The sequence below is a fragment of the Roseovarius sp. genome, assembly GCF_030373445.1.
Taxonomy (GTDB): domain Bacteria; phylum Pseudomonadota; class Alphaproteobacteria; order Rhodobacterales; family Rhodobacteraceae; genus Roseovarius.
On sequence record NZ_JAUCYU010000005.1, the window covers coordinates 1 to 24,345 of the forward strand.

At 64.7% G+C, this 24,345-nt stretch carries 24 protein-coding genes, 1 tRNA gene and 1 pseudogene; 11 read left to right on the forward strand and 15 right to left on the reverse strand.

The genetic code is table 11. The features are described from left to right. Nucleotides 1-575 (forward strand): annotated as a pseudogene (locus tag QUV18_RS10210) (phenylacetate--CoA ligase family protein); the annotation flags it as partial. Between the two features lie 392 nt (nt 576-967). On the opposite strand, the gene QUV18_RS10215 reads toward QUV18_RS10210, so the two are convergent. Together QUV18_RS10215 and QUV18_RS10220 are read right to left on the reverse strand one after the other, a co-directional pair. Then, nucleotides 968-1,402 (reverse strand): DUF6880 family protein, encoded by a 435-nt coding sequence (locus tag QUV18_RS10215; RefSeq protein ID WP_366914644.1) that lies wholly within the window; start codon nt 1,400-1,402, stop codon nt 968-970. A gap of 1 nt (nt 1,403) precedes the next feature. Further along, nucleotides 1,404-1,637 carry a hypothetical protein gene (locus QUV18_RS10220; protein ID WP_300893809.1) on the reverse strand — a complete coding sequence of 78 codons (234 nt, stop codon included), beginning with the start codon at nt 1,635-1,637 and terminating at the stop codon, nt 1,404-1,406. A gap of 324 nt (nt 1,638-1,961) precedes the next feature. On the opposite strand from QUV18_RS10220, the gene QUV18_RS10225 reads away from it, so the two are divergent. Genes QUV18_RS10225 through QUV18_RS10235 form a run of 3 tightly spaced genes read left to right on the forward strand, consistent with a single transcriptional unit; the run spans nt 1,962 to nt 4,329 of the window. Next, the gene (locus tag QUV18_RS10225; protein WP_300893810.1) at nt 1,962-2,255 is read left to right on the forward strand and encodes a DUF3489 domain-containing protein; all 294 of its coding nucleotides are present in this window, start codon (nt 1,962-1,964) and stop codon (nt 2,253-2,255) included. A 26-nt stretch (nt 2,256-2,281) separates the two neighbouring features. Next, nucleotides 2,282-2,662 carry a DUF2924 domain-containing protein gene (locus tag QUV18_RS10230; RefSeq protein WP_300893811.1) on the forward strand — a complete coding sequence of 127 codons (381 nt, stop codon included), beginning with the start codon at nt 2,282-2,284 and terminating at the stop codon, nt 2,660-2,662. After that, nucleotides 2,659-4,329 carry a recombinase family protein gene (locus QUV18_RS10235; RefSeq protein WP_300893812.1) on the forward strand — a complete coding sequence of 557 codons (1,671 nt, stop codon included), beginning with the start codon at nt 2,659-2,661 and terminating at the stop codon, nt 4,327-4,329. Before QUV18_RS10230 ends, QUV18_RS10235 begins: the two co-directional genes overlap by 4 nt. Before the next feature lie 55 nt (nt 4,330-4,384). Here the strand turns inward: QUV18_RS10235 and terL are convergent, their stop codons facing one another. The 4 genes from terL to QUV18_RS10255 form a co-directional block, all read right to left on the reverse strand. Further along, complete coding sequence (gene terL, locus QUV18_RS10240; RefSeq protein WP_300893813.1) at nt 4,385-5,749, reverse strand: phage terminase large subunit; 1,365 nt, start codon at nt 5,747-5,749, stop codon at nt 4,385-4,387. Nucleotides 5,750-5,780: 31 nt separating this feature from the next. Further along, nucleotides 5,781-6,236 carry a DUF5681 domain-containing protein gene (locus QUV18_RS10245; protein WP_300893814.1) on the reverse strand — a complete coding sequence of 152 codons (456 nt, stop codon included), beginning with the start codon at nt 6,234-6,236 and terminating at the stop codon, nt 5,781-5,783. Beyond that, complete coding sequence (locus QUV18_RS10250; RefSeq protein WP_300893815.1) at nt 6,236-7,630, reverse strand: DNA methyltransferase; 1,395 nt, start codon at nt 7,628-7,630, stop codon at nt 6,236-6,238. Before QUV18_RS10250 ends, QUV18_RS10245 begins: the two co-directional genes overlap by 1 nt. 901 nt (nt 7,631-8,531) lie before the next feature. After that, a tRNA-Ser gene (locus QUV18_RS10255) sits at nt 8,532-8,621 on the reverse strand. Nucleotides 8,622-8,843: 222 nt separating this feature from the next. Between QUV18_RS10255 and QUV18_RS10260 the strand changes: the two genes are divergently transcribed. The 7 genes from QUV18_RS10260 to QUV18_RS10290 are packed head-to-tail and all read left to right on the forward strand — an operon-like array spanning nt 8,844 to nt 15,161. Next, on the forward strand, nt 8,844-9,716 hold the full coding sequence (locus tag QUV18_RS10260; protein ID WP_300893816.1) for an SPOR domain-containing protein: 873 nt from the start codon (nt 8,844-8,846) through the stop codon (nt 9,714-9,716). 11 nt (nt 9,717-9,727) lie between these two features. Further along, on the forward strand, nt 9,728-10,894 hold the full coding sequence (locus QUV18_RS10265) for a D-alanyl-D-alanine carboxypeptidase family protein (protein WP_300893818.1): 1,167 nt from the start codon (nt 9,728-9,730) through the stop codon (nt 10,892-10,894). Then, nucleotides 10,891-11,517: a dTMP kinase gene (gene tmk, locus QUV18_RS10270; protein ID WP_300893819.1), complete on the forward strand. Its 627-nt coding sequence runs from the start codon at nt 10,891-10,893 to the stop codon at nt 11,515-11,517. The genes QUV18_RS10265 and tmk overlap by 4 nt, the downstream gene beginning before the upstream one ends. Continuing rightward, complete coding sequence (locus QUV18_RS10275) at nt 11,514-12,635, forward strand: DNA polymerase III subunit delta' (protein WP_300893820.1); 1,122 nt, start codon at nt 11,514-11,516, stop codon at nt 12,633-12,635. Before tmk ends, QUV18_RS10275 begins: the two co-directional genes overlap by 4 nt. A 6-nt stretch (nt 12,636-12,641) precedes the next feature. Next, entirely contained in the window at nt 12,642-13,433 is a 792-nt protein-coding gene (locus QUV18_RS10280) for a TatD family hydrolase (protein WP_300893821.1), read from the forward strand. Beyond that, nucleotides 13,430-14,227 (forward strand): MBL fold metallo-hydrolase, encoded by a 798-nt coding sequence (locus tag QUV18_RS10285; RefSeq protein WP_300893822.1) that lies wholly within the window; start codon nt 13,430-13,432, stop codon nt 14,225-14,227. The genes QUV18_RS10280 and QUV18_RS10285 overlap by 4 nt, the downstream gene beginning before the upstream one ends. A gap of 4 nt (nt 14,228-14,231) precedes the next feature. Next, the gene (locus tag QUV18_RS10290) at nt 14,232-15,161 is read left to right on the forward strand and encodes an AEC family transporter (RefSeq protein WP_300893823.1); all 930 of its coding nucleotides are present in this window, start codon (nt 14,232-14,234) and stop codon (nt 15,159-15,161) included. 60 nt (nt 15,162-15,221) lie between these two features. Here QUV18_RS10290 and QUV18_RS10295 read toward each other — a convergent pair whose 3' ends face one another. The 9 genes from QUV18_RS10295 to QUV18_RS10335 all read right to left on the reverse strand — a co-directional run bounded on the left by QUV18_RS10295 (nt 15,222) and on the right by QUV18_RS10335 (nt 24,272). Next, nucleotides 15,222-16,451 (reverse strand): mandelate racemase/muconate lactonizing enzyme family protein, encoded by a 1,230-nt coding sequence (locus tag QUV18_RS10295; RefSeq protein ID WP_300893824.1) that lies wholly within the window; start codon nt 16,449-16,451, stop codon nt 15,222-15,224. Between the two features lie 84 nt (nt 16,452-16,535). Beyond that, nucleotides 16,536-17,621, reverse strand: coding sequence for a zinc-binding dehydrogenase (locus QUV18_RS10300; RefSeq protein WP_300893825.1), 1,086 nt, complete (start codon nt 17,619-17,621; stop codon nt 16,536-16,538). Nucleotides 17,622-17,816: 195 nt separating this feature from the next. Further along, entirely contained in the window at nt 17,817-18,605 is a 789-nt protein-coding gene (gene pcaD, locus QUV18_RS10305) for a 3-oxoadipate enol-lactonase (protein WP_300893826.1), read from the reverse strand. Between the two features lie 91 nt (nt 18,606-18,696). Continuing rightward, nucleotides 18,697-19,866, reverse strand: a complete 1,170-nt coding sequence (gene pobA, locus QUV18_RS10310; protein WP_300893827.1) for a 4-hydroxybenzoate 3-monooxygenase — start codon at nt 19,864-19,866, stop codon at nt 18,697-18,699. Between the two features lie 43 nt (nt 19,867-19,909). Next, entirely contained in the window at nt 19,910-21,115 is a 1,206-nt protein-coding gene (locus QUV18_RS10315) for an endonuclease/exonuclease/phosphatase family protein (RefSeq protein WP_300893828.1), read from the reverse strand. A 193-nt stretch (nt 21,116-21,308) separates the two neighbouring features. Next, on the reverse strand, nt 21,309-21,773 hold the full coding sequence (locus QUV18_RS10320) for a macro domain-containing protein (protein WP_300893829.1): 465 nt from the start codon (nt 21,771-21,773) through the stop codon (nt 21,309-21,311). Next, nucleotides 21,770-22,756 carry a threonine/serine dehydratase gene (locus QUV18_RS10325; protein WP_300893830.1) on the reverse strand — a complete coding sequence of 329 codons (987 nt, stop codon included), beginning with the start codon at nt 22,754-22,756 and terminating at the stop codon, nt 21,770-21,772. The genes QUV18_RS10320 and QUV18_RS10325 overlap by 4 nt, the downstream gene beginning before the upstream one ends. Further along, a complete protein-coding gene (locus QUV18_RS10330) occupies nt 22,753-23,589 on the reverse strand; it encodes an alpha/beta hydrolase (RefSeq protein ID WP_300893831.1) in 837 nt (278 codons plus the stop codon). The genes QUV18_RS10325 and QUV18_RS10330 overlap by 4 nt, the downstream gene beginning before the upstream one ends. Beyond that, entirely contained in the window at nt 23,589-24,272 is a 684-nt protein-coding gene (locus tag QUV18_RS10335; RefSeq protein WP_300893832.1) for a haloacid dehalogenase type II, read from the reverse strand. Before QUV18_RS10335 ends, QUV18_RS10330 begins: the two co-directional genes overlap by 1 nt. Nucleotides 24,273-24,345: the final 73 nt, after the last annotated feature.

The following is a 24,345-nucleotide window of genomic DNA, read 5'->3' on the forward strand; positions in this document are numbered from 1 at the left end:
GTCTGCAATGTTATGCCACCGCCGACCTGGGCAATATCGCCTATGAAAGCGAGGCGGCCGACGGGATGATCGTCGACGAGGGTGTGATCGTGGAGATCGTGAGGCCGGGCACCGGCACGCCCGTCGCCCCCGGCGAGGTGGGCGAGGTGGTGGTGACCACGCTGAACCCGGACTATCCGCTGATCCGGTTTGCCACCGGTGACCTGTCGGCGGTGATGGAGGGCGCAAGCCCCTGTGGCCGCACGAATATTCGCATCAAGGGCTGGATGGGCCGGGCCGACCAGACGACCAAGATCAAGGGCATGTTCGTGCGCCCCGAGCAGGTGGCGGCGCTGGTGTCGCGCCATGACGAGATTTCCCGCGCCCGGGTGATCGCCAGCCGCGAGGGCGAGATGGACGTGATGACCGTGCAGATCGAGGCCGATGGCGGAGAGCCCGAATCCTATGCCAACGCGCTGGCCGATACGCTCAAGCTGAAGGGCCGGATCGAGATCGTCGCCAAGGGCAGCCTTCCAAACGACGGCAAAGTCATAGAGGATCAGCGCACCGGATATCGAAGCCTTGTCAGCCACTGACATACGATGCCCGATCGTTTCAGGTAAGCACTGTGGAGTTTTGCTTCGCGTCGCGTCGAGGCCTTGGCGTTCACCATGTGCTGCGGCATACTCGGGCTATCATTGTGTCGTGACCCGAGGCTCTTAATCGGTTCTACAGGTTCAGTATAGGGGTGCGCATGTCACATGCGTGTTTTCCGTGGGACCACTTGTTCTTGCCTTCGAAATGGTGATCTCGAACTTTCGTTACGGTGGGGAGCAGTATCGAACCGTCGGTCCGGATGTCAGATCGGCACACAAATCGCAAACGACGGTAAACAAGGCTCGATTATCCGCTCTATGGTCCAATGGTTTACACTGAATGACCATCCTTTGTTCAAGTGAGCAAGACGGGTGCCACTCTTTGACCGCCGCTACTGGTTAGTCAGGCGCCAGAACCCATGTTTGCGCGGGTGTTTCTCTTTGAGTGCCGTGACGAATTCCGCGTGGGTTGGGGCGTCTCCATGGTCTTCAATGGCGGCATCGCATGACTGGCATTCTTCAAGATGCCGCGCCGCGTGACGATAGCGTTTGGATTTCGCGCCATCGAGGCTGTCTTCAATCATTGCGCGCCGCATCAACGTTGCCGAGAGCGGGTGCTCCGCCTCAATCGCATCGGCGGTAGTCGAGAGAGTGTGATAGGAATTACCGTCCAATTCGTCGGCCCGAGCCATCACAACGCGAGCCGCGCGTGCGTGGGCTGACCAGTCAACGAGGAAACCAACGGCGGCCTCCACGCGGGGATATGTTTCCGCGAAGTCCAGGGCTGGAGGAAGCCGGTATCGAACGCTCGGTCCTGTATCCTGCAGATCACCCGTTTCGTGTGCCGTCGTGGTGTCTCAGTGCCGTGGCGACCAGTTCTGCCAGCCGACGTGCCTCGCCTTCACTCTGGGCGGCCGCTTGGTCAAAACCACGAGCCAGGTCTTCGCGTGCATTCGGGCCGTTTGTGACGGCCTCTGCCATTCCCATGACCATTGCCACTGCCGCGTGTTGCACCTCGATCACTTGATCCTCAAGTGCTTTGATTTTTTCTTCCGGCGTCATGGTGCCCTTTCGATATGCATCCGAGTTTATTGACAGTGGCAGCCTGTAAAGGCTCGCGACCTATGCGTAGTCCAATCGCTGAGTAGTGGTAAAGAACCCATCTGATTTTGAGCTGGGTAGAATTCTGGTTATATCTCGTCTTTGTCATCTGACGCCATCACGAGGGATGTTTTGCTCAACTTGCAAAACATTGACGCGTTTTCTCCGAAACGTACTGGACTGTCGCGCCGTTTCGAGCGTTGCTGTCCATGCGCCCGACAGAGTTTCGGGCTGCTCTCGGTGACAGGGCCGGCATTCGGCTGGCCCGCAACACGGGAGACCAACATGACGAAGACGAAGGCAAAGCTGGCAGGCAATAAGACCAGGAGCGCGGCACACAAACGGCAAGCCTCCAAACCGAAGACGCCGAGGAAGACCAAGGCCACGCTCATGCGCGAGATGCTGGAAGTCGAGGGCGGCGCCAGCCTTGACGATCTCTGCAATGCGACGGGCTGGCAGCCGCACACCGTGCGGGCGGCGCTCAGCGGCCTGCGCAAGGCGGGACACGTTATCGACCGCACCAGGGACGACGCAGGCAAGTCGATCTATCGGGTCACGGCCACAGGCGGCGCCACATGATGCCTCAAATCGACGAGATAGAAATGATGGACCGCCAGCAGCTCTTAGCGCTCTGGCAAGATCTCTTCGACGTACCGCCGCCAAAGAGCCTGAGCCGGCCCTTCCTGCGACGGGTGCTCGCCTTCGAGGTGCAGGCCCGCGCCATGGGCGGGCTGCCCAAAGGTTTTTCGGCCAAACTGGAGCGCGCGGCGGGGGAGGACGCGCCGAAGCGCAGTGATGGCCTGCAGCCTGGCGGGCGGCTCTTGCGCGAGTGGAACGGTATCACCCATGTCGTTGATGTCACGGAACAGGGGTTCCGGTGGCGCGATCAGACCTGGCGCTCGCTCTCGGCCATCGCGCGAGAGATCACCGGCGCGCACTGGTCGGGGCCGCGTTTCTTCGGCTTGCATGGCGGGGCAGGGCGGTGAGCCGCAAAATCCGGTGCGCGATCTATACCCGCAAGTCGACAGAAGACGGGCTGGAGCAGGGTTTCAACTCCCTCGACGCCCAGCACGAGGCCTGCGCGGCCTATGTGACCAGCCAGCGTGGCGAAGGCTGGACCCTACTGCCCGCCCGCTATGACGATGGCGGCGCGTCGGGTGGCACGTTGGAGCGCCCAGGGCTACAACGCCTCATGGCCGACATCGATAACGGCCGCATCGACATGGTGGTGGTCTACAAGATCGACCGGCTCACGCGCTCCCTTTCGGACTTTGCCAAGCTGGTGGACCGGTTCGAGGCGGCAGGCTGTTCGTTCGTGTCTGTCACGCAGGCCTTCAACACCTCCTCTTCGATGGGCCGACTGACACTCAACATGCTCTTGAGCTTTGCGCAGTTCGAGCGTGAGGTCACCGCCGAGCGCATCCGTGACAAGATCGCGGCCTCGAAGAAGCGGGGTCTCTGGATGGGGGGTGTCCCGCCGCTGGGCTATGACGCACATCCCGACCCCAACACCCGCAGCCTCGTCATCAACGAGGCGGAGCGTGAGACCGTCGAGACCCTCTATGCTCTCTACGACGAGCTCTGCTGCCTTCGGGCTGTCGAGCAGGAAGCCGAGCACCGCGGCCTGCGCTCCAAGCGGCATGTCTTCTCGACGGGCCGGGTGCAGGGTGGCGGGCCACTCTCACGCGGCCAGATCCATCACATTCTCTGCAACCCGATCTATACGGGCCGCATCCGCCACAAGGACAAGGTGTTCGACGGTCAACATGCTGCCATCATCGATGCTGACCTTTGGGACCGCGTGAAGGTCAAGCTGCAGGCGGCGAGCGCACGGCCGAGGTCGAAAGCTACGGCGCAGGTCGGCCCGACCGGTTCCGCTCCGCTGATGGGAAAGTTCCGTGACCAGACTGGCGATCGCTTGACGCCGAGTCATACGAGCAAAGGTCAGATGCGCGTCCGCTACTATGTCTCGAACCGCATACTCACTGGGACAAAGGATCCAAGCGGTTGGCGCTTGTCAGCGAGGCGCTTTGAAATCGGGGTCGCCGTCCTCGTTGCGGATCACCTCGATCACCTGTCCACGCGCCATGCCTTGTTCGGCACGCCGAACCTGGGGACGGCCGATGCCACCGGTCGCATGGTGACGAGATTGACTGAGCGCCTGCGGAACGGGGAGTCGCAGCTATTGGCGCAGCTTGTCAAAAAGGGACAGCTCGGGCACGAGAGGGTTTCCGTGACGCTCGATCGCGAGGCGCTTGCGGCGGCTTTGGAGATTGCGCCGGACAAGCTCGCAGAGCGGGCGGTCTCCATCGATGCCCCGTTTACGGTACGGCGTCGCGGCGTAGAGAACCGGCTCGTGGTCGGGGACATTCAGCCAGTGCCGGATCGCACGCTTCTGCGGGGCTTGGCCAAGGCACATAAATGGGCGGCGGATCTTCACGGCGGCATGCCGATTTCGCAGATCGCACGACGCGAACAGGTCACTGAGGCGTATATCCGAACTCGGGCGCAACTGGCCTTTCTCGCGCCCTCGATCCAAACCGCGTTCCTGCAGGGAACCCAGCCGGCTGACCTGACGCTCGAACGGCTGGTGCGTAGGGCGCTGCCCCTCGACTGGCACGCTCAGGAGCGTGCGCTGGGGTTTGCTCTTTGACGCCGCTTGGGCAAGCGTTGATCACTTTTTCTAATCGCCGACGATGTCCTTGCCGTCACCCCTTGAAGCGTGAACAGTGCCGCAGCTCCGCAGGTTGGCGATCGAGGGCGTAGAGCAGCTGGGACATGGTGTCCACCTGGTCATCATATTTGCCGTTTGGGAAGGACGCGACCTCAGACAGAAAACCCTCTTTCCAAAGTGCGTCGTGCGGTAGTCGTCCCTCCTTACGTTCCAGTTTTACAGTTTGTGCAGACATCCGCTGCACCTTGTCATGCCGCGGAGAGAAGCCCCGGACGCCACGATGGTTCTGTCGCATCAGATCATCGCATAGGCTGCGCCCGACATCCTGGGTCTCAACCACGATCAAATGCGGCGCCCATGTCTGCCGGAGCTTGAACGCCATTTGACGAAGCTCCGGGTAGATGTGCTGACCGCGATGCACATCGAGCAAGTCGATGTAATTGCCCTTGAGCCCCCAGGTGGTGCAGACCGAGTAGTCATTGGATTCGCCCGGCACCGAGGCGGTATCCCAGCTCTGCACGATGGCCTCGTAGTCTTTCCGGCGCAGGTTTGCAGGGATGGTCCCGAACCACTCGGGCCGAATGATCGAGCCGCCGGCCGGGGTGGGGGATTGCTGATACTGTGCCTCGAAGGTCTTGGACCCGACTTCCCGTCGCACCCGGTCGAGTGTCCCTCGGTCCATATGCGTCGGTGCCAGGATGTCATCAGGGCAGCGTGTCCAGGTCGCCCCTCCGGGAAGCGGGACCTCCCGGACTCTTGTCTCAATGGCAGGCAGCTCGAGGATTTCCCAGTCGCCTGAGGGCAAGAGACGTCCGGCCAGATCATCCTCATGGAGCCGCTGCATGATCAGAAGGATGGCGCCATGTATTGGCTTATCAAGGCGGCTTACTGTGGTCTCGCTATACCGCTTGTAAACAGCGTCGCGTTGAGTTTCCGATTGGGCGTCCTCGGCTTTCATCGGGTCATCGATGATTGCGAAGTCGCCTCCGAAGCCGGTTATTGCCCCGCCCATCGAGCGGGCCATTCGGTACCCCCCTGCTGTCGTCCGGAGTTCCGAAGCCGATGCACGACGCGGATCGAGCAAAAGTTCGGGAAACACAGCTCGATGCCACGGCGCCTCGATCAATCTGCGCACGTCCCGACTGAACCCTTCGGCGAGATCGCTTCCATAACTCAGGGACAAGATCCGCGCTCCGGGATGGCGCCCCATCAACCAGGCAGTGAAGGCCACATTGGCTATTGTGGATTTGAGGTGGCGCGGTGGCATGAGGATCATGGCGCGCTTGACCTCCCCGCGCTCGATGCGTTCCAGCAAATGGCAGATGGCCCGCATGTAGAGTGCGACGTCCAATGGCACGTCGCCGCGCAGCTCGCGAAAGGCACGGATGACGTAGCTCATGAGATTGTCGCGGTAGAGAAGCCGGGCGGCCTCAGCTGGGGGTATCAGTGACGTCATCGTCGTCCTCCGTCGGGTGTTCGAGGTCATGTTCGCTCTGGGCGTCCTCCAGAAGTTTCAACCAGTCTGCATGCGCACTCATCGCTTCGAGATCAGCTGACGTCAGCTGAAGCTGTTGGGGATGACTGGTCTCCGAGACATCGACTCCGATATAATCGGAAATAAATTTGATGGCCGGAAGGTCCCCTTTGAGAGCCTTTGCAAATACCGTAAACACCATGGCGTCGAGGTGCGTCATGGCCTGTGATTTCCCGTTTTTCTGGACGGTGATGTCCTCACTCGCAATCTGCATCAGCTTGGCCTTGATGCTGGTCTCCTTCTTACTCTTGCCCGACGGGTTGCCGGACTGGCCCTTCTGGAACTGGGTATGTTTCGGGGGCTTGCCGTAGCCGACTTCGTAGTCGGGTACCCCCTTTGGGTTCTTCGCCATCAGAAGGTCTCCTTGTCGGGGACGCCAGGAGCCTCAGAGGTCTCGCCCGACGTGCCACTTGCGATTTCGTTGAAAGAATGGCCGCTCTCGGCATGGATCGCGTCGCGCCCAGTCAGCTTCTGCCAGCGGCGGATCGACAGATCGACATAAGCCGGCTCGATCTCGACACCCACGCAGCGCCGCCCCGTGCGCTCGGCGGCCATGAGCGTTGTGCCCGATCCCAGAAATGGATCCAGCACCAAGTGGTCCGGTGCCGTGACATCAAGAAGCGCATCCATCACCAGCCGGACAGGTTTGACCGTTGGATGCGCCGCCCAAGCATCATCCGGGTCCTTGGCGCCACCTGTTGCCCCGGCGTATTCCCAGACATTGGTGCGGTTCCGGCCAAACTGCCCCAGTTGGACATTGTTCATATGTGCTGCCCCGGGTTTTCTGGCGACAAAAACGAACTCGTGGCGGCTGCGGTAAAGGCTGCCCATCCCGCCATTGCTCTTGGCCCAGACGCAGATGTTGAGGATGTCGAGGCCGAGCTTTTCGAGCGCCTCGTCCATTTCAACGTGATGCCGCCAATCCATGCAGGAGAAGACAACAGCGCCCGGTTTGATGTAGGCGACGGCCGACCCCAGCGCATCGACAAGCAGGGCTAGGAACTCGTCCCGGGACATCTCACCCGAGCCTTCCGCGAATTCCTTGAAGCCGCCTTTCTTGCCGCGCACGTGGCCGTTGACTTTCACGTTGTAAGGAGGGTCGGTGAAGACCGCGTCCGCCACATCACCGTTGAGGCATTTGGCAATGCTGTTGCTGTCGCGCGATGATCCGCAAACGATCCGGTGGTCGCCCAAAATCCACACGTCGCCCAGTTGGCTGACGATGGGTTCACCATGCGCCGCGACGTCATCGAGGTTATCGGCCGGGTCATCCTCGCCGACGTCATCTCCGCCGAATTTGATCGCTTCGATCTCGGGAAGCTCGAAGCCAGGGAGCTCGAAATCACCGTCGATCTCAATAAGTTCATTTATCTCGATGTGTAGCGCGTCGTCGTCCCACGCACCGGTTTCCTGAAGCTTGTTCAGGGACAATCTAAGACGACGGACTTCTTCGTCGGAGAGATCATCTACGATAATGCAGGGCACTTGTTCAGCCCCGAGCAGGCGCGCTGCCGCCAGCCGCGCGTGCCCGTCGATGACGTGGTACTTGCCATCGATCAGAATCGGAATGCGGTTGCCGAAGCGCGCGATGGACTGCTTGACAGCCTTCTCTTGTTTTTCGAGAGCCTTCCGAACTCGGCGCGGAGCGTCTTTGATTTTCCCTATCTCGACCCAAACAATTTCCACTGGCGGGAAGGGATCATTCTTGCCGTGGGTCGGCTTCGCTTGTTTGATGTGAACTGACATGGTCTCTCCGTACGCAATGTTAATTTCTGCGATGGAGAGAAGCGCCCTAGACGGCATGCTTCGACCATCGCGTTGAGAGCGATGAAGTCGGAAGCTTGCTGTATTCGAGCTTCGAATTTTGTATCTTTTCAATCGCAAGATCGCCTAAAGATGTCAATAGCTAATAATTGCGTAACTTATTGAACATAGTAGACAAACGGCCTGAAGGTCCTTAGCAAAATCCCCGCAGTTTGGACTGGACTTGGCGCGCGAACAGAGCGCCATTGCCGTGGGCGTGATGCGGTTCGAAGGTTGATTGAAGATGGGCGGAAAGGTTTGGGCCTTTGTCTCGGTCGGCTCGCTTCAGGCCGATGCCGATGTGCGACACGGGTGCATGCGCTGACATGGACAAGACGCTAGCCAGTGGCAAGCGTCGGACACGGAAACCGGTCATAGGCGCGCATTGGTGGCCTGCCAAGATCTGTCGAATTGGCAGAACGGTGATCTTCGAGCTGCCAAGTTCCTCGACGTGTCTGCGCCAAGAATATTTGAGAGGAAGGCCGGCGTCCTCCTCCTTGGTTGACCTTCAAAGAACTCCAGATAACAAGCCTTGACCATTCCCTGCAAATTCCCTGCTCGGACAGCCAGGGAAATCCTCGTAACTGCCTGATATCAGGAAACGTTCCTCGGGACTTTTCTCGTTGTTCGAAGAAATTTGAGAAATTTCCCTGCAAAATTCCCTGCGACCAGGGAAATCTCAGCAAAACCGAAGCGCGCCATTTGGCCAACTGAGACGCGGCCCGATGTTGCGCGGGAGATCAGGGAAACGGTGCGTCTCTGTTTCTAGATGCCGTCTGCAAGACCGGGAAAACACGCGGGAATTCGCAGGGAAAATGCACACGGGAAATGAGACTGGTCTGGGTGGCGGAGGAGGTGGGATTCGAACCCACGGTACGCTTTCACGTACGCCGGTTTTCAAGACCGGTGCAATCGACCACTCTGCCACTCCTCCGGGTCCGCATCTCCTTAAGGGGGCGCACGCGATTCTGAAAGGTGGCAAATCACGGGGAATTTCGCCAAGGGGCAAGCGGCGCACTTTTCTTGTGCCTTAACTGGCGCTAGACTGCACGCAGCGGGGTCCGCGTGGCGGGCTTGCGCGTGGGGCAACAGCGGAAAAATCCGGGTCAACCGGGAGGGCGCAGGGCAACGCGCCGCGACAGGCAAGGAACGTGGGATGGCGTATCACAATTCAGGGCGCAGTTTGTTGAGGGCGGGTACGGCGATCGCGCTTGCGGGCGGGCTGGCCCTTGGCGGCTGCGGCGAGGGCACCGAGGGCGGGGCCTTCGGGTTTCTCAAGCCCAAGGCGGGCGATGAAGAGGTTGCCGACATGCAGGACACCTCGACCACCAAGCTGGTCGAACGCGACGTCGAGGCGCCGGAGGTCTTCCAGGTCACCGACAGCGGCCTGTGGGACGGGCGCCCCTCGCTGGGTGGCGTCTGGGTGGCGCATCCGGACGTGAAGGAGCCCGAGCGGGTGATCATCCGCAACACCAAGAATTCCAAGTTCGTGATCGGGGCGCTGTTCCGGCGAGAGCGCAGCAATCCAGGTCCGTCGATCCAGGTCTCGTCCGATGCGGCCTCGGCGCTGGGCATGCTGGCAGGCGCGCCGGCACAGCTCAACGTGACCGCGCTGCGGCGCGAGGCGCAGCCCGAGGCGGAAGACGTGGCCGCCGCGCCGGCCGACCTGACCGCCCCCGAGGCCGTGGAAGAAAGCGCGCTCGACCCGGTCGATACCGCCGCCGCCGCGACGGAGCAGGTCGCCGCGACGCCGCCCGCGCCGGAGCCCGCGCCCAAGCCGGCGCAGAGCTCGTCGCTCGAGAAGCCCTATCTTCAGATCGGCATCTTCTCGGTCGAAGAGAATGCCCAGAACACCGCCGAGGCCATGCGCCAGAACGGCATGGTGCCGACGGTCAAGAAACAGAGTGCCAAGGGCAAGACCTTCTGGCGGGTCATCGTCGGCCCCGCCGCCAACACCACCGAGCGCAACGCGTTGCTGCGCAAGGTCAAGGGCGTCGGGTTCGACGACGCCTATCCCGTAACCAACTGAAGCTGATCCCTATGCCCCGTCTTCTTCCCCTCCTGGCGCATATCGTGCTGATCCTCCTGCTGGCGCTGCCGGCCCGTGCCTTCGACACCAATGCCAAGGCCGCCTTCGTGCTCGACATGACGACAGGCACCGTGCTTCTGGAAAAGAATGCCGACACGCCGCTGCCGCCGGCCTCGATGTCGAAGCTGATGACGCTCTACGTGGCGTTCGAGGCAATCCGCGACGGGCGGCTGTCGCTGGACGAGAAGCTGCCGGTGTCTGAGCACGCGATGAGCTATGGCGGCTCGACCATGTTCCTCGACACGACCGACCGGGTGACCGTCGAGGACCTGCTGCGCGGGATCATCGTGCTGTCGGGGAATGACGCCTGCGCCGTGATTGCCGAGGCGCTGAGCCCCAACGGCACGGAGGCAGGCTTTGCCCGCTACATGACCCAGCGCGCGCAGAAGATGGGCATGACCAACTCGACCTTCCAGAATTCCAACGGCTGGCCCGCTGCGGGCCACCTGATGAGCGTGCGCGACCTTGCGCTGCTGGCCCGCCGCATCATCGCCGACTTCCCGGAATTCTACCCGATGTTCGCCGAGACCGAGTATTCCTTCGACGGGCGGGCGCCGCAGAACACCCAGAACCGCAACCCGCTGCTGCGCCTTGGGATCGGGGCGGACGGGCTCAAGACCGGCCATACGGAACGGGCGGGTTACGGCCTTGTCGGCTCGGCCGAGCAGGGTGACCGCCGGGTGATCGTGGTGGTCTCGGGCCTGCAGACCGCCGCCCAGAGGGCCGAGGAGGCCGAGGCGCTGCTGACATGGGCCTTCCGCCAGTTCGTGCAGAAATCGGTGGTCAAGGCCGACACGCAGGTGGCCGCCGCCGATGTCTGGATGGGGCAGGCCGACCAGGTCGGGCTGGTCCCGGGCGAGGATGTCTCGGCCCTGCTGCCGGTGCTGTCCGACGAGGAGGTGCAGGCGCAGGTGGTTTACACCGGCCCGGTGCGCGCGCCGGTGGCCAAGGGCGACGAGCTGGCCCAGTTGGTCTTCGCGCCCGAGGGGCTGCCGGAGAAGAGCGTGCCGCTCTATGCCGCCAATGACGTGCCGTCGGGCGGGTTTCTCGTTCGGCTGAAGACGGTTTCGGGGTTGCTGATCAAGCGGCTGAGGCAGGGCCCCGAGGGCCAGCTTTGAGGGCCGGCGCCCGGTTCATCACGCTGGAAGGTATAGACGGGTCTGGCAAGTCGACGCAGGCGCGGCTGCTGGCCGAGGCGTTGCGCGGGCAGGGGCACGAGGTGCGCCTGACCCGCGAGCCGGGGGGTAGCCCCGGGGCCGAGGAGATTCGCAAGCTTCTGCTGGAGGGCGATCCGGACCGGTGGTCGGCCGAGACGGAGATCCTTCTGTTCACCGCCGCAAGGCGGGACCATCTCGAGAGGGTGATCGCACCGGCGCTGGAGCGCGGCGAGGTGGTGATCTGCGACCGGTTCGCCGACAGCACCCGCATGTACCAGGGCCTGCGCAGTGCCGAGGGGCGGGCGATGGTCGACCAGCTTCATGACCTGATGATCAAGCGCGAACCGGACCTGACGCTGTTGATCGATCTCGATCCGCAGGCGGGGCTGGACCGGGCGCTGTCGCGCAAGGGGAGCGAGGAGCGGTTCGAGAGCTTCGGCACCGATCTGCAGGCACGTATGCGCGAGGGGTTCCTGTCGCTGGCCCGCGACTTTCCCGACCGGATCACTGTCATTGACGGGGCCCGCGCGCCGGAACAGGTTGCGCAGGATATCCTGGGCGTCGTAACCTCGCGCCTCAGATGAGCGACGATCCTACTGCCAGACCTGACCAGATCGCTGGCGCCCCGCACCCGCGGGAGACGCCTGAACTTTATGGGCAAAAGCCCGCGGAGGAGGCCTTCCTGACCGCCTTCAACTCGGGCCGGATGCACCATGGCTGGCTGCTGACGGGCCCGCGCGGGGTGGGCAAGGCCACGCTGGCGTGGAAGATCGCGAGGTTCCTGCTGGCCACGCCAGAGGCCGACGATGGCGGGCTGTTCGGCGAGGCGCCGCCCCTTCCGGAGACGCTGGACATCCCCGAGGATCACCCTGTCGCGCGCCGTCTGCTGGCCGGGTCCGACCCGGGGCTCTACCACATCACCCGCCGGGTCAACGAGAAGACGGGCCGGCTGCGCGACATGATCGTCGCGGAAAACGTGCGTGATCTGAACAGGTTCCTGCACATGTCGGCGGCCGAGGGCGGGCGGCGCGTGGTGATCATCGACAGTGCCGACGAGATGAACACGCAGGCCGCCAATGCCCTGCTGAAGATGCTGGAAGAGCCGCCGGCGCGGACGACGCTTCTGTTGATCAGCCACCAGCCGGCACGGCTTCTGCCCACGATCCGGTCGCGCTGCCGGGACCTGCGGCTGGTGCCGCTGTCGACGGAAGACATGGCCGCCGCTCTGCGGCAGGCCGGGGTGGAGCCGGGCGAGGCGACAGAGGCGATTGCCGAGTTGTCCGGCGGGTCGGTGGGGGAGGCGGTGCGGTTGCTGAACCTCGACGGGTTAAAACTTTATGAAGAACTGGTCGGATTGGCGGCGAGCCTGCCGCGGCTCGACCGTCCGAAGGCCAACGCGCTGGCGCAGGCCGCCGCGATGCGGGGGGCCGAGGAGAAGCTCGACCTGCTGTTCGGCCTGACCGACCTGATGCTGGCCCGGCTGGCCCGCACCGGCGCCACCGGCGCCGCGCCGCCCGAAGCCGCGAGAGGCGAGGCCGAGATGCTGGCCCGCCTGTCGCCCGGGCCGCACCAGGCCCGCGCCTGGGCCAGCCTCGCGGTCGAGATCGGCGAACGGGCGCGGCATGGCCGGGCGGTGAACCTTGACCCTGCCGCTCTGGTGCTTGATACGGTCTTCAAGCTGCAAAACTGTGCCAGAGCCTGAGGTTTCATGTCAGACCCCGTCGCGATCACCGACAGCCATTGCCATCTCGACTTCGACACGTTCGACGAAGAACGTGACGATATCGTTAACCGCGCGGTCGAGGCCGGGGTCACGAAGATGGTGACGATCTGCACCAAGCTGCGGCTGGAGCCGCAGGTGCGGGCCATCGCCGAGGCCTACGCGCCGGTCTACTATGCCGCCGGTACGCACCCGATGAGCGCCGCCGACGAGCCGATGGCGACGGTCGACGAGCTGGTGAAACTGGCCGAGCATCCGAAATTCGTGGGCATCGGCGAGACGGGGCTCGATTACCATTACACCGCGGAGAGCGCGGAGGTGCAGAAGCAGAGCCTGCACATCCATATCGATGCGGCGCGCGAGACCGGGCTGCCGCTGATCATCCATGCCCGCGATGCCGATGAGGACATGGCGCGCATCCTGACGGACGAGTACAGGAACGGCGCCTATTCCTGTGTCATGCATTGCTTTTCTTCCGGTGAGGCGCTTGCGAAAGCGGCGCTGGAGCTGGGGTTCTACCTGTCGATGTCGGGCATCGCGGCCTTCCCGAAAAGCGGCGAGCTGCGGGATATCTTCGCCGCCGCCCCGGCCGACCGGATCCTGGTGGAAACCGACGCGCCCTACCTCGCGCCGCCGCCCTACCGGGGCAAGCGGAATGAGCCCGCCTATACGGTGCATACCGCCAAGGTGGGGGCCGAGGTGTTCGGCATGGACTGGCCCGATTTCGCCGCACAGACACAGGCCAATTTCCGGCGCCTCTTCTGGAAGGCGGCCGCATGACCGAAACGCGCTTTACCATCCTTGGCTGCGGGTCGTCCGGCGGGGTGCCGCGGCTGGGCAACAACTGGGGCGATTGCGACCCGGAAAACCCCAGGAACAACCGCCGCCGGTGTTCGATGCTGATCGAGCGGGAAGGCGAGGGGGGCACGACGCGGGTGCTGATCGATACCTCGCCGGACCTGCGCAGCCAGTTGCTTGGCGCGGGCGTGGGGGAGCTTGACGCGGTGGTTTACACGCACGACCACGCCGACCACGTGCACGGGCTCGACGACCTGCGGATGATCGTCTTCAACATGAAGCGGCGGGTGCCGGTCTGGGCCGATGGCGACACGCAGAACACGCTCTATTCCCGCTTCGGTTATGCCTTCATGCAACCCGAAGGCTCGCCCTATCCGCCGATCCTCGAGATGCACACCATCAAGGGCGACGTGGTGGTCGAGGGGGCGGGCGGCGCGGTGACGTTGCGGCCCTTCAAGGTGAACCACGGCTCGATCGATGCGTTGGGCTTCCGGGTGGGCGACCTGGCCTATCTGCCGGACGTGGCGGAGATACCCGAGGAGACGTGGGGCGCGCTGGAAGGGCTGGATTGCTGGGTGCTCGACGCGCTGCGCCGCACGCCGCACCCGACCCATGCGCATCTCGAACGCTCGCTGGAATGGATCGCCCGGGCCGGGCCGCGGCGCGCGGTGCTGACCAACATGCATATCGACATGGATTACCAGACGGTGGCGAACGAGACCCCCGAGCATATCACCCCTGCCTATGACGGCATGGTGATAACCTATACGGAATAAGGCGTTGCAGGCGCTTATTGATGTCATCCTTCCGGTCTTCCTGGTGATCGGGTTCGGCTATGTCGCGGTCTGGCGCGGCTGGTTCAGCCAGGCCGGGGTGGATGGGCTCACCAAGTTCTCGCAGAACTTCGCGATCCCCTGCCTGCTGTTCACCGCCATCGCGCGGCTCGACCTCGGGCAGAGCTTCGACATGCGACTGCTTGTCAGCTTCTACGCGGGCGCGCTGGTGGGGTTCACCTGCGGTCTCCTGGGGGCGCGGTTCCTGTTCGGGCGGGATTGGGAGGACGCCGTAGTTATCGGGTTTTGCTGCCTTTTCTCCAATTCCCTGCTGCTTGGCCTGCCGCTGACCGAACGCGCCTACGGGGCGGACGCGCTGGAGGCCAACTATGCCATCGTCGCGGTGCATTCCCCCTTCTGCTACGGCGTCGGGATCACGGTGATGGAGTTCGTGCGGGCCCGCGGGCAGGCCGGAATCAACGTGGCGGGCCGGGTGCTCAAGGCGATGTTCTCGAACGCGCTGATCCTCGGGATCGGGGCGGGGTTCATCGTCAACCTGTCGGGGCTGTACATCCCCGCCGTGGTGAATGACGCGCTCGACCTGATGGTGCGGGCGGCGCTGCCGGCGGCGATCTTCGGGCTGGGCGGGGTGCTGGCCAGCTACAAAGCGGAAGGCGATGTGCGGATCGTGCTTTATGCCTGTCTCATCTCGCTGATCGTGCATCCGACGGTGACACGCAGCCTTGGCATCGCGCTGCACCTGCCGGTGGAGCCCACGCGGTCGGCCGTGCTGACGGCGGCGATGGCGCCGGGGGTGAACGCCTATATCTTTGCATCCATGTATGGCCGTGCGATGCGCGTTGTTGCGACAACGGTGCTGTTCGCCACGACGTTAACAATTGGTACCGCGTGGGTGTGGCTGAGCTTCCTTCCGTAGACTGCAACGCTGTCGACAATCCTGACCCGAAAGCCTTAAGAATTCGCCAACGCCTCGCGATCACTCTTCCGGCGGGGCGCCCCCGGCGAAGCTGTTGCCGTTGACGTAGTCGCAGGGCGCCTCCTGCATCTGGAGGTGCAGGCCCTCGCCGGTATAGGGGTGGGCGCGGGCGAAGTCTTCGTCGACCTCGATGCCGAGGCCGGGCGCCTCGGGCGGGGTGACGAAGCCCTGTTCGACGCGGATCGAGCCCTTGATCAACCGGTCGTGGAACTCGGTCTCGATCGTCTCGCACATCAGCAGGTTGGGGATCGAAGCGGCGAGGTTGAGATTGGCCGCCCATTCCACCGGCCCGGCATAGAGATGCGGGGCGAGCTGTGCGTTGTAAACCTCTGCCATCGCTGAGACTTTCTTCATTTCCCAGATGCCGCCCGCACGCCCCAGGGCGGGTTGCAGGATAGCCGCCGCGCCCTCGCGCAGGAGGGGGGCGAACTCGGCCTTGGTGGTCAGCCGTTCGCCGGTGGCGATGGGGATGCGGACCTTGGCCGCCACCTGCGCCATCTGGCCGACGCTGTCGGGCGGCACGGGCTCCTCGTACCAGAGCGGCGAGTAGGGTTCGAGCGCCTGGCCGAGGCGGATGGCGCCGGCGGTGGTGAACTGGCCATGGGTGCCGAAGAGAAGGTCGGCGCGGTCGCCCACGGCCTCGCGGATGGCCTTGCAGAAGGCGACGGACATCGAGATGTCGGACATGGCCGGCATATGCCCGCCGCGCATGGTGTAGGGGCCGGCGGGATCGAATTTTACCGCGGTATATCCGCGGCTTACACAGTCCAATGCACTCTCGGCGGCCATCTCGGGCGAGGTCCAGAACTCGGAGATCTCATGGTGCGGCAGGGGGTAGAGATAGGTGTAGGTGCGGATGCGGTCGTTCATCTTGCCGCCCAGCAGCGCCCAGACGGGGCGGCCGCGCGCCTTGCCGAGAATATCCCAGCAAGCGATCTCGAGCCCCGAGAACGCGCCCATCACGGTGAGGTCGGGCCGCTGGGTGAAGCCCGAGGAATAGGCACGGCGGAACATAAGTTCAATGTTTTCAGGGTTTTCGCCCTGCATATGCCGCTCGAACACGTCGCGGATGACGGGCTTCATCGCCTCCGGCCCGATGGTCGAGGCATAGCATTCGCCCCAGCCGGTGATGCCGTCATCGGTGGTCAGCTTCACCAGTATCCAGTAGCGCCCGCCCCAGCCCGGCGCGGGCGGCGAGGTGACGATGATATCGAGGTCTTGCAGCTTCATGGCGGGGCTCCGGAGGGGGCTTTTGCGACGTCGGTATTACGTCGGTATCTTGTCGGTATTACGTCGGTGCCGTATCGGCCCGGCCTAGCGCAGCATGATCACGTTGCGCCGCGCGCCGCCCGTTTTGGTGTCGGCGAAGGCCTCGTTGATCTGGTCCAGCGACCAGCGGTTCGAGATAAGCTCGTCGAGCTTCAGCCGGCCTTGCGCGTAGAGGTCCATCATCCAGGGGATATCGCGCTTGATGACCACCTCGCCCATTTTCGAGCCGATCATGCCTTGGCCGGCGGCGGCGAAATTGGCGGGCTCGTAGGACGAGGCGGCCCCCGAGTGGGGCATGCCGACCATGATCACGCGGCCGCCCCCGGCCAGGTAGCGCGGCGCCTGGTCATAGGCGGGCACGGCGCCCACGGTGACGAAGACGGCATCGGCGCCCCGGCCCATCGCCTGCTTCGCGGCACGCCAGGGTTTCGCCTCGGTGGCCAGCACGCCGTCGGTCGCACCGAAGGCGCGGGCGTCCTCCAGCTTGGCCTCGCTCATGTCGACGGCGACGATGCGCCGGGCGCCGGCGATGCGCGCGCCCTGGATGGCGTTGAGCCCGACGCCGCCCGCGCCGATCACCACCACGTCCTGGCCCGCGCGCAGACCGGCGGCGTTCACCACCGCGCCGATGCCGGTGATCACCCCGCAGGCCAGCAGGCAGGCGGCGTCCATCGCCATGTCCTCGGGCATCTTCACCACCTGGCTGTGATGCACGACGACCTTCTCGGCGAAGGCACCGCAGGCCATGGCCTGGTGCAACACCCCGCCATCTGTCGTGGTGATCGGGCCGTGGTCGCCGTCGATGGGGGTTTCACAGCCCGTGGGCCGGCCGCCGCCGCAGCTGGGGCATTCGCCGCAGGCGCGGATCAGCGTCACGACAACCGGGTCGCCCTCGGCCAGCCCGTTGACCCCGGCGCCGACGCCGGTCACGCGCCCCGCGGCCTCGTGCCCGTAGACGGCCGGAAGCGTGCCACCCCAAGCGCCCTCGGCATAGGAAATGTCGGAATGGCAGATCGCCACGGCGTCGAGCGTCACCTCGATCTCGCCCATTTCGGGGGCGCGCAGGTGGATATCCTCGATCACGAGCGGTTTGCCGAATTCATGGCAGACGGCGGCCTTGATGGTTTGCATGTGCGTCCCTCCCGCAGGTTTTGAGGCCCAGCCTGACCCGGATTCTTTCCGGGGTGCAAGCCGGAAAACGGCCCGCAGGCCGGTGCAGGGCAGCAGGCCGCGCCCCGTGCTTCTTCTTGGGTAAAATACTCCGGGGGGAGCGTTGAAATCCCGCGGGATTTCAACGTGGGGGGCTGGCCCCCCCTCTGCGCCGGTTCAGATATGTCCCGTCTCGCGCAGGAAGTTCGTCAGCAGCCCGGCATAGTCCTCGGGCTGCTCGACGCAAGGCAGGTGCCCCGCCCGGCGCATCAGGTGGAAGGAGGCGCCCGGCACCAGCTCGACCGTTTCGCGCACGAGGTCGGGCGGCGTGGCGCCGTCTTCCGAGCCGGCGATGCCCATGACCGGAAGGCGCAGCCCGCTGGTGGGGGTATAGAAATCTGTGCCGGCGATGGCGGCGCTGCAGCCTATGTAGCCCTCGTCCGGCTGGCTGACGAGCATCTCGCGCCATTGGGGCAGGGCGTCGGAGGCGAGGAAGTCGCGCGAGAACCAGCGTTCCATCACCGCGTCGGCCAGCGCCTCGATCCCGCCCTTGCGGACGGCCTCGATCCGGTCCTGCCACATCTCCTGTGTGCCGATCTTGGCGGCCGTGTTCGACAGCACCAGCGCGCGGACCTGGTCGAGACGCTTGACCGCCAGCCCCTGGCCGATCAGCCCGCCGATGGAGAGGCCGACGAAGACGGCATCGCGCACGTTCAGATGGTCGAGCAGCTGTTCGGCATCCCGGACCAGCGCGCCCATCGCGTAAGGGGCAGGCGGCACGGAGCTTTGGCCGTGGCCGCGCTTGTCGTAGCGGATGATCCGCAGGCCTTGTGGCAGGTGGGGGAGGATGGGATCCCACAAATGCAGGTTGGTGCCGAGCGAGTTGGCGAAGACCACGGGCGCGCCGTTCGGGTCGCCGTCTTCTTCGTAATGCAGGGTGACGTCGTCGAGGGGCAGCTCGGGCATGGGGCCTCCGGTGGTCTTGTGGTTCGCGCCCGGGCCTGGCCCGGGGCCTTGTTGTCGGCTGCGCGAGGTCCCGGGTCAAGCCCGGGACGGGTCAGTAGGGCAGGCCCACGTAGTTTTCCGCCAGCGCCCGCTGGGCGGCCCCGTTCTCCGACAGGAAGGCCAGTTCGGCGGCCTGCACGTGCAGGTCGAATTCCGACTGTTCGGGGAAGCGGTGGAGCAGGTTGGTCATCGACCAGCTGAAGCGCTGGGTTTTCCAGATGCGTTTCAGCGCGGTCTCGGAATAGCGGTCGAGCCCTTCGCTCTCGCCGTCCTGATAGTGGGCGACCATGCCGTGATAGAGATAATGCACGTCGCTCGCGGCCGTGTTGAGGCCCTTGGCGCCCGTGGGCGGCACGATATGGGCGGCATCCCCGCAGAGGAAGAGCCGGCCCCAGCGCATCGGCTCGCAGACGAAGGAGCGCAGCGGCGCGATGGATTTCTCGATCGACGGGCCGGTAACGAGCTTTTCGGCCGTGTCCTCGGGGAGGCGGCGCTTGAGCTCTGTCCAGAAGGCATCATCCTCCCAGTCCTCGGGGCGGTCGGAGAGGGCGCACTGGATGTAATAGCGGCTGAGGTTCGCGTTGCGCATCGAGCAGAGGGCAAAGCCGCGTTCGGAATTGGCGTAGATCAGTTCGTGGTCGACGGGGGGTGTTTCGGACAGGATGCCGAGCCAGCCGAACGGGTAGGTCTTCTCGTACTCGGTGCGCACCTCTTCGGGGATCGCCTGCCGCGAGGGGCCGTGGAAGCCGTCGCAGCCGGCGATGAAATCGCAGTCGAGCCGGATGACCTTGCCGCCCTGCAGGAAGGTGATGTAGGGCGCGTCGGTGTCGAGGTCATGGGGCGTGACGCCCGCGCATTCAAAGAGCGTGGTGCCGCCCGCCGCCGCCCGCGCATCGTAGAGGTCGCGGGTCACCTCGGTCTGGCCGTAGACGATGACGTGGTTGCCGGTGAGTTTTTCGAAGTCGATGCGGAAGAGCCCGCTCTCGTGGGCGACGCCGGTGCCTTCGTGGATGATGCCTTCCTTGTCCATCCGTGTGCCCACCCCGGCCTCGCGCATGAGCCCGGCGAAGCCGGTCTCGAGCACGCCTGCGCGGATGCGGGCCAGCACGTAGTCGCGGGTCCGGCGTTCCAGGACGACGGTGTCGATCCCGTGTTTCATAAGAAGCTGGCCGAGCAGCAGGCCCGACGGCCCCCCGCCGATGATGGCGACCTGTGTGCGCATATTCGTCCTCCCTAAACGGTTGAGGCCAGTCTGGCGCAGGCCCCTATCCCGCGTAAAGGTCCATATGCGCCATCACCTGTCCATGATCTGACGCAAGTTTGTTATAGGGCGCCTCGGGGTGCGAGCCATCGGTCAGATGGTCGTTGAAGGCGCTGAAATAGGTCATCTCGCCGATCCGGCCGTCGAAATCGGGGTGGAAATGGCGCGACAGGAAGATCTGGTCGATCGACTCGAAGACCCCGCCGAAGGCCGCGGTGTAGACCATGTCGCGCAGGGATTTGCGGACGAAGAGCTTTTCGGCGGAATGCAGGCGGACGCGCTCGATATCCTCGGTGATCTGGAGGTTTTCCTGTTCGCTATAGCGGTCGGTGGGGCTTTGGGCGTCGTGGCGCAGCATCCAGGCATAGTTGCGGAAGGGCGTCTCGCCGGTGATGATCTCCGAGCTGACGGCGTGTTCGCCGTCGTTGAAATCGCCCATGGCCATGACCGGGTTGCCGGCCTGCAGCTCGGCCACGATCTCGCGGCGGAGCACCCAGGCCTCGGCCATGCGGCGGAGCGCCGAGCGGAGCGAACCCATGGCGCGGCCGACGGGGTCGTATTTCGTGAGGTCCTCTTCCGGCGCATAGGCGGCGCCGTCGGGTTTGATGTATTCGCCCAGCTTGGATTTCAGGTGGCAGTTGAAGACGGTGACGGTCTGGCCGCCGATGGGGATACGGGCCTTGAGGATCGGGCGCGAGAGGCGGCGGAGGGTGTAGTGGCCCGCGTCCTGCGCGTCGAGGCCGCGGAGGGGCTGGAACGGGATATGGAGCGGCTCGGGCAGGTCCTGGATGATCTCGGGCGGCTCGGCGAAGCCGAAGCGCGAAAGGAGTGCCAGGCCGGGGCGGCGCTTGCCGGGCTGGCCGGTGTCGGCGGAATTGGGGGCGAAGGCCAGCTCGGCCTCGCCGTAGGGATCGACGCGGATGCGGTCGAAGATGACCTTGCGATGGTAGCGCTTGGACTTGTCGGGGACGGTCGCGGCGTTCAGCACCTCGGCCCGTTCCGAGGCTTCCTCGATCACGTCGATCAGGGGCTCTTCCTCGAAGATCTCCTGGAAGCCCACGATATCGGCGTTCATGGTCAGAAGCTGGTCGGCCAGCCAGTCGGTCTTCCAGGCGTATTCCTCGGGCGTGTATTTCTGGAACTGGTAATATTCCTTGTCGGCGCCGATGAGGTTCTTGACGTTGAAACTGGCGATGGTGAAGCGGGGCATGGCGGGCCTTTGGGTTTTGGGTCAGTTGGATGTGTGAAAGGAATTGGCTGTAAGCTGTGGATAAGATGCGCGGTTTGGCGCGTCGGTTGAAAGGTGGCGTCGTTTTCCGCGCGGAAAACGGCGGGGAAAATGCCCATTTTCCAGCCCGGAATTTGCGCAAATTCCGGGGCGGGACGTCAGGCCATCCATGCGCTCAACCCTTCTTGTCCGGCAGGACGACGAGGGCATGGTCCTGCCCGTCGAGCGCGGCGTCGATGATCGGGGCGATCTCGTCCCAGTCGCCCCCGGCCATTCCGGCGCCGATCAGCGGATAGCCGACGCGGGCGTCGGGAAGCTCCTTGGCGATTGCCTCGAAGGCGGATTTCACGGCGTCGTAATCCACCTTCTTGCCGCGGCCGCGATAGTCGAACTGGGTGTAGGCGTTGACGATGGTCAGCTCGTTCCCGTCGCACTCGACCGTGGCACGGGTGATGGTGCCCAGCTTGTCGCGGTCGCCCTTTTCGGTGGCCTTGTCGGCCTTTTCCGCCTCGGGAAACTCTTTCGCGATGATCCTGGCGATGCCCGCGCCCATCTCGTTCTGGCAGTTGCAGCCATGCACGATGACATCGAACCGCCCGGATTGGCCGAGCTCCACCAGGTCGCCCTCGATGGTTTTCATGGGCCCTCCTCGAGCGTTGCCAGCGCGCGGCCGAAGATGGTGGCATCGACATTGCCGCCGGAGATGGTGCAGATCACCGTATCGCCCTCGATCTCGTGGCCGTGGTAGAGCGCGGCGGCCAGCGCCGCGGCGCCGCCGGGTTCGGCCACCAGCTTCAGCCGCTGGAACGCCACGCCCATGGCGCGCAGGCATTCCTCTTCGCTGACCGCGATGCCGGGGCCGCAGAGGCGTTGCAGGATCGGGAAGGTGATCTCGCCCGGCGAGGGCGTGAGGATGGCGTCGCAAATATTGCCCGAGGCGCGGGCGTTGCTTTCGCGCTGGCCGGATTCGAGCGAGCGGGTGACGTCGTCGAAGCCTTCCGGCTCGACCGGGCGCACCCGGAAGCCCGGCGCCTCGGCTTCCAGGGCCATGGCGACGCCGGAGGTGAACCCGCCGCCGCCGCAGCAGACCAGCACGTCGCCGCTCTCGATGCCTTCCTCGCGCGCCTGCTGGGCGATCTCGAGCCCGCAGGTGCCTTGGCCGGCGATCACCAGCGGTTCGTCGAAGGGTTTGACGAGGGTGAGGCTGCGCTCGGTCTCGAGCGCCTCGCCCACCGCCTCGCGGCTTTCGCCGTTGGCGCGGTCGTAGAGCACCACCTCGGCGCCCAAGGCGCGGGTGTTGTCGATCTTCAGCTTCGGCGCATCGGCCGGCATGATGATGACCGCCGGCACGCCGTATTCGGCCGCCGCCCTTGCCACGCCCTGCGCGTGGTTGCCGCTGGAATAGGCGAGGACGCCCTTGGCCCGCGTCTCGGGGTCGAGCGCCGAGAGGGCCGAGCGGCCGCCGCGATACTTGAAGCTGCCGGTGTGTTGCAGGCATTCGGCCTTCACGAAGACGCGGCGGCCGGCGATCTCGTCGAGGAAGGGGGAAGAGAGGAGGGGCGTGCGCCGGGCGTGGCCTTTCAGGCGCTCGGCGGCGGCACGGATCATGGTGATGTCGCTCAAGTGGTTCTCTCCAGCAGGGCGCGGATCGCGGTGAGGGATTGGGGTTCGTCGAGGAAAGGCACGTGTCCCCGGTCGGGGACCACTGCGGTGATCATGTCGGGGTGGCGGGCGTTCATCTCGGCTTGCGTCTCGGCGGTGAAGAGGTCGGAATTCTGCCCGCGGATCGAGGCGAGCGGCTGGTCCTTCAGCCCGTCGAAAAGCTGCCAGAGATCGGGGGCGTCGCCCGCGCCGGCCTGGCCGATCATGGCGTCGCGCAGGCGCGAGTCATATCGGATGCCGATGCCGCCGTCGTCGGGCTTTTCGAACCACATGAACTCGGCCTGCTCGCGCCAGCGTTCGAGCGGCACGCGGGGGAAGGCGGCCTCGTTGCCTGCTTTCAGGGCATCGGCGGCGCTGTCGAGATCGGGGAAGGGGGGCGTCTTGCCGACGTAATCCATGATCCGCTCGATGCCGATGGGGGCGACCTCTGGCCCGATATCGTTGAGCACCACGCCGTTGAGGCGGTCGGGATGGGTATGGGAGAGGGCCATGGCAATGAGCCCGCCGCGCGAGGTGCCGATGATGGTGGCCTTTGCCAGACCGAGGTGGTCGAGCAGTTCGACTGCATCCTGCCCTTCGCGCAGGATGTTGTAGGTCATGTAATCCTCGGCGTAATCCGATTGCCCGCGCCCGCGATAATCGAGCCGGATCAGGCGGGTCCCGGCCATGTGCGGCACGAGATAGGTGAAATCGGTGGTGTTCCGGGTGAGCCCGGCAAGGCAGAGGACGGGCGGGCCGTCGCCCTGATCCTCGTAAAAGAGGGACAGGCCGTCGGAGGTGGTGAACTTGGGCATCAGGCAGCGATCTCCGGTATTCCGGTGAGGTCTTTGAGAACGGTGTCGGGCCGGGCGGGCAGGCGGTCGATGGGGGCGCCCGCGCGGTTGACCCAGGCGGTGCGGAAGCCGTAGCCGGCGGCGGCCGCGGCGTCCCAGCCGTTGGAGGAGACGAAGAGCACCTCTTCCTTCGCGCAGCCGAAGCGTTGGCCCACGAGGTCATAGACGGTGCGGGCGGGCTTGAAGATGCCGACGCTCTCGACCGAAAGGACGTCGTCGAGCAGCGCGCCGATGCCGGCCGACTGCACCGCGCCGTCGAGCATGGGGGGCGAGCCGTTGGAGAGGATGGCGGTGGTTTTCCCGTTTTCCTTGAGGGCCTTGAGCATGTCCGGCACTTCCGGGAAGGCTTCGAGCTCCCAGTAGAGCTGGAGCAGGCGCTCGCGCAGCTCCGGGTCGCCCGCCAGCCCCTCGGCCTCGAGCGACCAGTCGAGCCCGTCCTGGGTGACCTGCCAGAAATCGGTATGCTCGGCGGTGATCGCCCGGAGCCAGGTGTATTGCAGCTGTTTGCTGCGCCAATGCTCGGCGATGGCGGGCCAGTGATCGCGGAACGCCTCGCGCCCCGGTTCCTCGGCGGCGTTGCGGGCGGCGGCGGCCACGTCGAAGAGCGTGCCGTAGGCGTCGAAGATGCAGGTGGTGATGGCCATGGTTGTCCCTCCCCGTGACGAGCGGCAGGTTGGCATGTCTGGCGGGCGGGTGGAAGGGCCATTTCCTTCAAGA

What these genes read in the sequence shown, in the direction of transcription:
- QUV18_RS10220 (WP_300893809.1), bottom strand. Translation starts at nt 1,637, where the DNA reads ATGACGCCGGAAGAAAAAATCAAAGCACTTGAGGATCAAGTGATCGAG.
- QUV18_RS10265 (WP_300893818.1), top strand. Translation starts at nt 9,728, where the DNA reads ATGCCCCGTCTTCTTCCCCTCCTGGCGCATATCGTGCTGATCCTCCTG.
- QUV18_RS10320 (WP_300893829.1), bottom strand. Translation starts at nt 21,773, where the DNA reads ATGAAAACCATCGAGGGCGACCTGGTGGAGCTCGGCCAATCCGGGCGG.
- QUV18_RS10330 (WP_300893831.1), bottom strand. Translation starts at nt 23,589, where the DNA reads ATGCCCAAGTTCACCACCTCCGACGGCCTGTCCCTCTTTTACGAGGAT.
- QUV18_RS10300 (WP_300893825.1), bottom strand. Translation starts at nt 17,621, where the DNA reads ATGCAAACCATCAAGGCCGCCGTCTGCCATGAATTCGGCAAACCGCTC.
- QUV18_RS10275 (WP_300893820.1), top strand. Translation starts at nt 11,514, where the DNA reads ATGAGCGACGATCCTACTGCCAGACCTGACCAGATCGCTGGCGCCCCG.
- QUV18_RS10225 (WP_300893810.1), top strand. Translation starts at nt 1,962, where the DNA reads ATGACGAAGACGAAGGCAAAGCTGGCAGGCAATAAGACCAGGAGCGCG.
- pcaD (WP_300893826.1), bottom strand. Translation starts at nt 18,605, where the DNA reads ATGCCCGAGCTGCCCCTCGACGACGTCACCCTGCATTACGAAGAAGAC.
- QUV18_RS10335 (WP_300893832.1), bottom strand. Translation starts at nt 24,272, where the DNA reads ATGGCCATCACCACCTGCATCTTCGACGCCTACGGCACGCTCTTCGAC.
- QUV18_RS10280 (WP_300893821.1), top strand. Translation starts at nt 12,642, where the DNA reads ATGTCAGACCCCGTCGCGATCACCGACAGCCATTGCCATCTCGACTTC.
- QUV18_RS10295 (WP_300893824.1), bottom strand. Translation starts at nt 16,451, where the DNA reads ATGAAGCTGCAAGACCTCGATATCATCGTCACCTCGCCGCCCGCGCCG.
- QUV18_RS10285 (WP_300893822.1), top strand. Translation starts at nt 13,430, where the DNA reads ATGACCGAAACGCGCTTTACCATCCTTGGCTGCGGGTCGTCCGGCGGG.
- terL (WP_300893813.1), bottom strand. Translation starts at nt 5,749, where the DNA reads ATGAGCTACGTCATCCGTGCCTTTCGCGAGCTGCGCGGCGACGTGCCA.
- QUV18_RS10250 (WP_300893815.1), bottom strand. Translation starts at nt 7,630, where the DNA reads ATGTCAGTTCACATCAAACAAGCGAAGCCGACCCACGGCAAGAATGAT.
- QUV18_RS10260 (WP_300893816.1), top strand. Translation starts at nt 8,844, where the DNA reads ATGGCGTATCACAATTCAGGGCGCAGTTTGTTGAGGGCGGGTACGGCG.
- QUV18_RS10245 (WP_300893814.1), bottom strand. Translation starts at nt 6,236, where the DNA reads ATGGCGAAGAACCCAAAGGGGGTACCCGACTACGAAGTCGGCTACGGC.
- QUV18_RS10230 (WP_300893811.1), top strand. Translation starts at nt 2,282, where the DNA reads ATGGACCGCCAGCAGCTCTTAGCGCTCTGGCAAGATCTCTTCGACGTA.
- QUV18_RS10315 (WP_300893828.1), bottom strand. Translation starts at nt 21,115, where the DNA reads ATGCCCCGCTTCACCATCGCCAGTTTCAACGTCAAGAACCTCATCGGC.
- pobA (WP_300893827.1), bottom strand. Translation starts at nt 19,866, where the DNA reads ATGCGCACACAGGTCGCCATCATCGGCGGGGGGCCGTCGGGCCTGCTG.